8 protein-coding genes are annotated in these 7,036 nt (G+C 57.4%); 1 reads left to right on the top strand and 7 read right to left on the bottom strand.

The features are described 5' to 3' along the window. Positions 1-275: 275 nt before the first annotated feature. The gene (locus ACU0FH_RS11910) at positions 276-854 is read left to right on the top strand and encodes a hypothetical protein (protein WP_007120602.1); all 579 of its coding nucleotides are present in this window, start codon (positions 276-278) and stop codon (positions 852-854) included. Here ACU0FH_RS11910 and ACU0FH_RS11905 read toward each other — a convergent pair. The 7 genes from ACU0FH_RS11905 to ACU0FH_RS11875 all read right to left on the bottom strand — a co-directional run. After that, the gene (locus tag ACU0FH_RS11905) at positions 848-1,048 is read right to left on the bottom strand and encodes a hypothetical protein (RefSeq protein ID WP_007120601.1); all 201 of its coding nucleotides are present in this window, start codon (positions 1,046-1,048) and stop codon (positions 848-850) included. The two genes, ACU0FH_RS11910 and ACU0FH_RS11905, sit on opposite strands and share 7 nt — an antisense overlap. A 76-nt stretch (positions 1,049-1,124) precedes the next feature. Continuing rightward, on the bottom strand, positions 1,125-1,334 hold the full coding sequence (locus ACU0FH_RS11900; protein WP_007120600.1) for a helix-turn-helix domain-containing protein: 210 nt from the start codon (positions 1,332-1,334) through the stop codon (positions 1,125-1,127). 323 nt (positions 1,335-1,657) lie between these two features. Further along, positions 1,658-2,857, bottom strand: coding sequence for a 3-oxoadipyl-CoA thiolase (pcaF, locus tag ACU0FH_RS11895; protein WP_007120599.1), 1,200 nt, complete (start codon positions 2,855-2,857; stop codon positions 1,658-1,660). Continuing rightward, positions 2,854-3,780: an FAD-binding protein gene (locus ACU0FH_RS11890; RefSeq protein WP_009827022.1), complete on the bottom strand. Its 927-nt coding sequence runs from the start codon at positions 3,778-3,780 to the stop codon at positions 2,854-2,856. The genes pcaF and ACU0FH_RS11890 overlap by 4 nt, the downstream gene beginning before the upstream one ends. After that, entirely contained in the window at positions 3,780-4,538 is a 759-nt protein-coding gene (locus ACU0FH_RS11885) for an electron transfer flavoprotein subunit beta/FixA family protein (protein ID WP_009827023.1), read from the bottom strand. The genes ACU0FH_RS11890 and ACU0FH_RS11885 overlap by 1 nt, the downstream gene beginning before the upstream one ends. A 76-nt stretch (positions 4,539-4,614) precedes the next feature. Beyond that, the gene (locus ACU0FH_RS11880) at positions 4,615-5,370 is read right to left on the bottom strand and encodes an SDR family NAD(P)-dependent oxidoreductase (RefSeq protein ID WP_037954867.1); all 756 of its coding nucleotides are present in this window, start codon (positions 5,368-5,370) and stop codon (positions 4,615-4,617) included. A 72-nt stretch (positions 5,371-5,442) separates the two neighbouring features. Beyond that, on the bottom strand, positions 5,443-7,036 hold a 1,594-nt coding region (locus ACU0FH_RS11875; RefSeq protein WP_446194808.1), incomplete at its 5' end, for a flavin-containing monooxygenase.

Genomic DNA, 7,036 nt, shown 5'->3' with positions numbered 1-7,036 from the left:
CGCAGGTAGATGCACTGGTAGCGCGGCTTGCCATCGTCCGTGAACCCCACGAGTTCATACCGGCAGCGGAACGCGATGCCCTGTTCGGACAGGTCTTTGACACCATCGATGGTGATCAGGATCTGGTTGCGCGCTATCGGCATGTTCGGACTCTCCCCACGAGAGCCCTTCTACTTCCTGCGCTTAAATCCATAAAGTCATATGGAGTCAATACGACATATTGCAGATAAATACATATTGCGCGATAGTCTGCGCAACTTTTGCGGGAGAGCGACATGAAGCGACAGGCGATGGCAGCGGCGATGGGGGTGATGGCGGTGTTCGGAGCCCCGGGGAAGGCGCAGGCCTATGACATCGACTGCGCCATCATGCTCTGCATGGCTGGCGGCTTCCCCCCGAGCGCAGTCTGTGCACGGGCCTATCGCACTATGATCCGCCGCATCACGCCCTGGCCGAGCCTGCCGCCCTTCGGGGTCTGCACCTTCGCACATGTGCCGGTCGAGCTGGGCGGGCCCGGCGGGGAGGGCGAGCTCGACACCACTCTGCCCGAATACGAATGGCTGAACCGCACCCATGTGATCTGGTTCACCGGTCAAGCCTATAGAGAAAGGGGAGGTGAACAGTATTGGGACTGGTCTCTCCGTTCCTGCGACCGAGAGAACCGCACCTGCCGGTACATCCAGCGGGTCTACCGATCCCACACGCCCTGGCCCGAGGCATTCGTATCGGAAGGCGGTCAGGAGATCGCCTATCCGACCGGCGGAGGTTCCTCGTACTTCTATTTGCGCAGTATCATGGTTGAATACGGCGACTACGAGGGCAACATGGGCCACTCGGAGTGGTTCTCCTACTGATCCGAACGGTCTGATGCCTTCAGGGAAACTGGGCGAAGCTCGACCAGACAAGCATCAAAGCGTTCTGGATCGACATGCCAGCGGCGGCTCACCGAGCCATCATTCCAACGGTAATCGGTGAACAGGTGAATCTCCTGCGCACCGTCGTTCAGAAACCCGTTCTGGAAGGGCCAGCCTGTCTTCTTCTTACCCATCGAACTCTCTGCACTCCATTTGACTACCTCTTGAGACGTTCCGCTCCAGGACGCATCAGGGGCTGGCAAAAACTGGCTAGCGTTTTGTGAAGAGCTCTGCTGGATCTACGTTCAGTGCTTTGGCGATACGTTCGAGAAGGTCGAGGGAGGCCGCGAACTTGGCGTTCTCGAGCTTGCCCATATGGCCGCGACTCACATCGGCCCGATGAGCAAGCTCCTCCTGGCTGAGGCTGCGGGCGCGTCTCAATTCCTGGATGTTTAGTGCTACACGGTCCCGCAAGTTCATGCCGTTGAAACGGACACGATGCGCGAAATATCGCCACGCGATATATGTTACATTCGGAAGTGCAGAGAAGAAATCTTGGGATGGCGCGAGATCGCCGGAATGGAATGCCTGCCGAAACGCAGGTCACGTGATGATCCGTCTCGCAAACATTATGGGCCGTTCAATCGTTCTTTCAGGAAAGGGCGGCACCGGAGAGAGGTTCCGGTACCGCCAGGGTATCGCCCACAGGGAGGTGGTAGAGGGCGAATTCTACACGGAAAATTTGGGGTCGACCAATAATCGCGTAATCATGATTATGGTAATTTTTAGGCTGTCACGGCACCTCAGACAGCTTCGAGTGCGATTGCAATTCCCTGTCCCACGCCAATACACATGGTCGACAACGACTTTTCTCCAGGTTTGAGGTCCAGCATCGCTGAGCCGGTGATGCGGGCACCCGACATGCCAAGCGGATGGCCGAGAGCAATAGCGCCGCCGTTTGGGTTCACGCGGGCATCATCATCCGCGATCCCCAGGTGCCGTAGTGTGGCCAGACCCTGCGAAGCAAAGGCTTCGTTAAGTTCGATCACCGAGAAGTCTTCTTGTTTCAGTCCAAGTCGCGCCATCAGCTTTTTCGACGCCGGTGCCGGCCCGAAACCCATGATGCGCGGTGCAACGCCGGCGGTTGCGCCGCCCAAGACCCTTGCGACCGGCGTGAGGCCAAATTTTTTTGCGACGTCGCTGGTGGCAAGGATCAATGCTGCGGCACCATCGTTCACGCCTGAAGAATTCCCTGCGGTTACCGTGCCATCCGCTTTTACGAAAGTTTTCAGTTGGGCGAGCGCTTCCAAAGTCGTACTCGCGCGAGGGTGTTCATCCTGTACGACGATCTTTGGCTCCCCCTTTCGCTGAGGAATCTCTACCGGGACAATTTCACGGGCCAAACGACCGTTCGCCATAGCAACGCTCGCCTTTTGCTGGGAATGTAGGGCGAAAGCATCTTGGTCGGCGCGGTTGATGCCGAAGACTTCAGCCACGTTTTCGGCCGTTTCAGGCATACTGTCGACGCCGTATTGGCTCTTCATCAGTCTATTGACGAAGCGCCAGCCGATGGTGGTGTCTTCCACACTATTCTCGCGCGAGAATACTGTTGTAGCTTTTGGCATCACAAACGGAGCACGCGACATGCTTTCCACACCACCTGCGACAATGAGATCGGCCTCTCCTGATTTGATAGCGCGGGCGGCCGTGATTATCGCATCCATGCCCGACCCGCACAACCGATTCATTGTTGTCCCCGGTACACAATCCGGAAATCCAGCTAGTAGAAGCGACATGCGAGCAACATTACGGTTGTCCTCTCCCGCTTGGTTGGCGCAGCCAAAAATCACTTCGTCAATGGTCGCTAGATCTAGCCCCGGGTTTCGGCTGGCCAAGGCCCTGAGTGGGATTGCGCCAAGATCGTCGGCTCGCACAGAAGAAAGCGCGCCGCCATAGCGACCGATTGGTGTGCGGATGTAATCGCAGATATAGACGTTTGTCATTCTTTGAGTGCCTTTGTCAGGTCCGGGACTGCGTCGAAGAGGTCTGCGACGAGGCCGTAATCGGCGATTTGGAAGATGGGGGCCTCTTCGTCCTTGTTGATGGCGACGATGACCTTACTGTCCTTCATCCCCGCAAGGTGTTGAATTGCCCCGGAAATCCCGACCGCGATATACAGCTCGGGCGCCACGACCTTGCCGGTCTGGCCGACCTGCCAGTCGTTCGGTGCGAACCCAGAGTCCACAGCCGCGCGCGAGGCGCCGACGGCAGCACCCAGTTTGTCCGCAAGTGCTTCAATAATCGCGAAATTTTCCTCGGAACCGACGCCGCGCCCGCCCGAGACCACGACCTTGGCCGAGGTCAGTTCCGGACGATCCGACGCCGCGACCTTGTCCTCGACCCAGGCGCTCAGGCCCGCGTTGCCGGCTGCTGCGATGGCCTCGACGGCGGCCGAGCCACCCTGGCCAGCCGCGTCGAAGGCGGTGGTGCGGACGGTCAGTAACTTCTTGGAATCGTTGGACTTTACCGTCTGCATCGCGTTGCCCGCGTAGATCGGGCGCTCGAACGTGGACCCGTCCAGGATGGCCGTCACGTCCGACAGAACCATCACATCCAGCAGCGCCGCAACGCGCGGCAGGATGTTTTTCGCGCTTGCCGTGGAGGGAGCAACGATATGTTCATAATTGCCTGCCAGGCTGACCACCAGATCGGCGACCGGCTCGGCCAGGCCGTTGGCGTAGGCCGCGTCATCCGCGACCACAACCTTCGCCACGCCGTCGATCTGCGACGCGGCCTGACCCGCAGCAGCAGGGCCCGCAACCAGAACGGTCACATCGCCCAGCGATTTGGCAGCGGTCACCGCCTTGGCGGTGGCGTCCAGCGCCAGCGCGCCACCGGCGATTTCTGCAAGGAGAAGAACAGCCATTACACGATCCCCTTTTCTTTCAGTTTCGACACCAGCTCGTCGACCGAGCCGACCATCTCGCCTGCCGACCGTGCGGCGGGCTCGGCGGTTTTCACAATCTCCAGGCGCGGGGTGACATCGACGCCGTAATCGGCGGCGGTCTTCTCATCCAGCGGCTTCTTCTTGGCCTTCATGATGTTGGGCAGCGAGGCATAGCGCGGCTCGTTCAGGCGCAAATCGGCGGTGACGATCGCCGGCAGCTTGACCTTGATCGTCTGCAACCCGCCATCCACTTCGCGGGTCACGACGGCATGATCGCCTTCGATCCCGACCTCGGAGGCATAGGTCGCCTGGCCCCAGCCCAGCAGCGCCGCCAGCATCTGGCCGGTGGCGTTCATGTCATTGTCGATCGCCTGCTTGCCCGCGATCACCAGGCCCGGCGCCTCGGCGTCGATCACGGCCTTCAGGATCTTGGCCACCGCCAGCGGCTCGATGTCCTGGTGCACGTCATCGGCGGCCACAACCAGGATCGCCCGGTCCGCGCCCATCGCCAGCGCCGTGCGCAGCGTTTCCTGCGCCTGCTTCACGCCGATCGAGACGACGACAACCTCGTCCGCCTTGCCCGCTTCCTTCAGCCGGATCGCCTCTTCGACCGCAATCTCGTCGAACGGGTTCATCGACATCTTCACATTCGCGAGATCAACTCCGCTCCCGTCCGCCTTAACGCGAACCTTCACGTTGTGGTCAATTAGGCGTTTTATAGGAGCAATTATTTTCATTGGCTTTTATCGTTTTCAAAATTTGCAATGGTGGTAACGGCCCGGATTCCGAGCCGTTACTCGGGATGGGTCCCTGTCAATTCGCAGTATAACCGCCATCTACTACAATCTCTGCTCCGTGAACGAACGATGACTCATCCGATGCGAGGAACAGGACCGCATTCGAAACCTCTTCAGGTTTGCTTGGTCGCTTGAGCAGCGTCGCCCCCAGAATTGCCTGCCGGGTAACTTCGTCGGCGTGTAGCAGATCTTTTGTCATGGGAGTATCGATGACACCGGGATGGATCGAATTCACGCGTATGCCACTTTCAGCCAGGTCGACTGCGCAGGATTTCGTCAACATCCGTACGGCGCCTTTGGATCCAATGTAGGCTCCCGCCGAAGCGGCTCCAACAATCCCATAGATTGAAGAAATATTGATAATAGATGCCTTTTCGGCCTCTTTCATCAATGGAACCGCGGCTCGGATGCCGAGATAAATACCGCGTACATTGACGTTGAACGTCATGTCAAATTCGTCAGGCGAGGTTTCGTGGAGCGGCTTAAGAATGAGAATGCCAGCGTTGTTCACTAGCACATCAAGCCGACCAGCACTTGATTGCACCGTAGAGATGACATTCTTCCAATCTTCTTCAAGCGTCACGTCATGTTGAATGAATTCCGCCTTCCCTCCGGCTTCAATGATACCTTTCACTACGCTTTCAGCCGCTTCCGTGTCACGGTCGGTTACAAATACATGCGCACCTTCACGTGCCAGCGTTTCACAATGGGCTTTTCCCATGCCCATCGCTCCACCTGTTACCAGTGCGACTTTTCCGAATACCCTTCCCAAATCTCTCTCCCTAGTTTTCATGAACAAATTTAATTGGTTCCGCCGGGGATTCTTGATGCCCGGCGGAATTCTTTACACCTTCTCGGCAGTGCGGTTGCGGATCAGGGATGTATAACCTTCCTCCTTCACTGCATTAATGGCATTTCGGTAATTGCCAATCCCGGCCATGTAGAACATTACTGCATTCTTCTTTCCGGGGATATTTGCGCCGAAGATCCAGCTTTCAGCTTTGGGGAAGAGTGTCATGTCGGCGATTTCACGACAGGTGCGAACCCAAGCATCGCGCGCTTCCACGGTTGGCTCCACATTTCGAACCCCCTCTTCTTCCACCGTGCAAATCGTGTCAGCGATCCATTCGACTTGCGTCTCAATGCTGGGGGGCAGGTTGGTGAAGGGGCCATTAGGGCCAAGGATCATGAAGAAGTTCGGGAAGTCGACCTCCATCATGCCGAGGTAACCGAGCGGGCCTTCCTTCCAAGTGTCGCGCATGGTCACGCCTCCGCGTCCGCGGAGGTCCATTTTGACGTAATTGCCGTCGACCGCATCGAAGCCAGTGGCAAAGATTACGATGTCAAGCTCATGCTCCTCGCTGCTTTCGAGACGTATGCCGTTCGGAGTGAACTCTGCGATCGGATCGGCCTTAACGTCGGCGAGGGTCACGTTGTCTCGGTTGTAGACCTCGTAATAGTTGTTTCCGCAAAGCGGGCGCTTGGCGTAAAGGTCCTTCGGCGTCAGTTTCTCTGCGACCTTGGGGTCCTTCACGATTTTCTTGATTTTGCCCTTGATGAAGTCAGCGGCCGCATCATTGGCCACTTGGCTGGTCGCAATATCGCAAAAGGTGCCAAACATGAAATAGAAACCACCGCCGCGCTGCCAGGCGGCTTCGAAGACCCGCTCCCGTTCTTCGGGGGAGGCGGTTTCGGCGGGCTTGACGCTTTCTTCGAAGCCGAAGGCCACAACAGAATTCTTCACTTGATTCCAGATACTATCGTAGTTTGCCTTTTGCTCTGCGATGGTAGCATCGTCTTGCGGGGTGTTCCCAATCGGCACGACATATTGTGCAGAGCGCTGAAAAACAGTCAGGTGTTTTGCAACTGGTGCCGTTGCTGTAATAACCTGCACACCGGTCGAGCCAGTGCCAATAATGCCCACGCGTTTGTTGCTCAAGTCCACGCCGTCGGGCCAGGCACCTGTGTGTAAGATACGGCCTTTGAAATCATCGATGCCCTTGAATTTTGGAACATTCGTTGCGGACAAGAGACCGAGGCCAGTGACAAGGTATTTGGCGGTAACTGTCTCACCACTATCAGTGATCACGTTCCAGAGACCGGTTTTTTCATTATAGTGCGCGCCGTCCACCTTGGTGTCGAACTTGTAGCTGCGTCGGAGATCGAGATGATCCGCCACCTCGTTCATGTATTCGAGGATCTCGGGCTGGGTCAGATACCGCGTTTTCCAGCGGCCTTTTTGAAGCAACTCTTTGTCAAAAGAATAGCGGTAGACATAGCTTTCCGTGTCCGACAGCGCACCGGGATATCGGTTCCACCACCAGGTGCCGCCAACGTCACTGGCGCTGTCATAGCCCCGGACGTTCAGTCCCTGCTCGTTGCGAAGTTTGTGGACGGCGTAAAGCCCGCCGAAGCCCGCGCCAATGACGACTGCGTCG

It is taken from the genome of Heliomarina sp. (assembly GCF_052826185.1).
This window is presented reverse-complemented; position numbering and strand designations above follow the sequence as displayed.